Annotated in this window: 1 protein-coding gene; it reads left to right on the top strand. The window is 64.3% G+C overall.

Going from position 1 to position 1,462, the window contains the following annotated elements; translation table 11 throughout:
- Positions 1 to 1,462, top strand: a 1,462-nt coding sequence (iolD, locus tag ASR47_RS00115; protein WP_065305758.1) for a 3D-(3,5/4)-trihydroxycyclohexane-1,2-dione acylhydrolase (decyclizing), incomplete at both ends; no start/stop codon positions are given.

Here is a 1,462-nt window from a genome sequence, read left to right on the forward strand (position 1 = left end):
ATCAATACAAGGACAGCTTTCCCACCTACCGCGCCCACAATGAGCAGGCGATGGCGCATGCGGCGATTGCCTACGCCAAGGCCCATATGCGCCGGCGCATGATGGCCGTGACCAGCTCGATCGGTCCCGGCGCCACCAATCTGCTGACGGCCGCCGCATTGGCCCATGTGAACCGCCTGCCGGTGCTATTGCTGCCGGGTGACGTATTCGTCTCGCGCGCGCCGGACCCGGTATTGCAGCAGCTGGAAGATGGCGGGGACGGCAGCGTGTCCGTCAACGACGCCTTCAAGCCGCTGTCGCGTTATTTCGACCGCATTATCTATCCGGAACAGCTATTGACGGCCTTGCCGCGCGCCATCGCCGCCCTGACGGACCCGGCCGCCTGCGGCCCGGTCACCCTGTCGCTGCCGCAGGATGTGCAGACCATGGCGTATGATTACCCGGAAGAGTTTTTTGCGCCGCGCGTGGTACGGTTTCGTGCAATTCCACCGGTGGTTTCCGAGCTGGAAGAGGCTGCGGACGTGTTGCGCAACGCGCAGCAGCCTTTGATCGTGGCCGGTGGCGGCGTGCTGTACGGCCAGGCCGGCGCAGCCTTGCGGGCGTTTGCCGAGCGCCATGGTATTCCCGTGGCGGAAACCCATGCCGGTAAAAGTGCCTTGCCGTGGGACCATGCGCTGCAGCTGGGGGCGATCGGCGTCACCGGATCACCTGCCGCCAATTCGCTGGCCAGCCAGGCTGATGTGGTACTGGCCGTCGGCACGCGGCTGCAGGATTTCACGACCGGCTCGAACTCGCTGTTTGCCAGGGCCGAACTGGTCAGCCTGAATGTGAATGGCTTTGACGCCCTGAAACGCCGGGGGCTTGGTGTGCAGGCCGATGCCACCCTGGGCCTGCAGGGATTGTCGGCCTTGTTGCAAGACTGGTCCAGCAGCGCGCAATGGCAAGAGCTGGCGCGGCGCGAAGCGGCCGGCTGGCGCGACACCGTCACCGCCATTACCGGTCAGCGCGAGGTGGACGGCCTGCCGTATGACGGCGAAGTGATCGGCGCCGTGCAGCGTTCAGCCACCACCTCGACCACCAGCGATATCGTCGTCTGCGCGGCGGGCACCTTGCCGGCCGAGTTGCACAAGCTGTGGCGCACGTCCACCCCCGGCGGCTACCATATGGAATACGGTTACTCGTGCATGGGCTATGAAATCGCCGGCGGCCTGGGCGTCAAGATGGCCAAACCCGATGCCGACGTGATCGTGATGGTCGGCGACGGCAGTTATCTGATGATGAATTCGGAGATCGCCACCTCGGTCATGCTCGATAAAAAGCTGATCATCGTGGTGCTGGATAACCGCGGCTACGGCTGCATCAACCGCCTGCAGCAGGCCTGCGGCAATGCGCCGTTCAACAATATGCTGGCCGATTGCCTGCAGGAAGGAGAAGGCGCGCCGCGCATCGATTTTGCGCTGCA

It is taken from the genome of Janthinobacterium psychrotolerans (genome assembly GCF_001677885.1).
Lineage (GTDB): Bacteria > Pseudomonadota > Gammaproteobacteria > Burkholderiales > Burkholderiaceae_D > Janthinobacterium > Janthinobacterium psychrotolerans.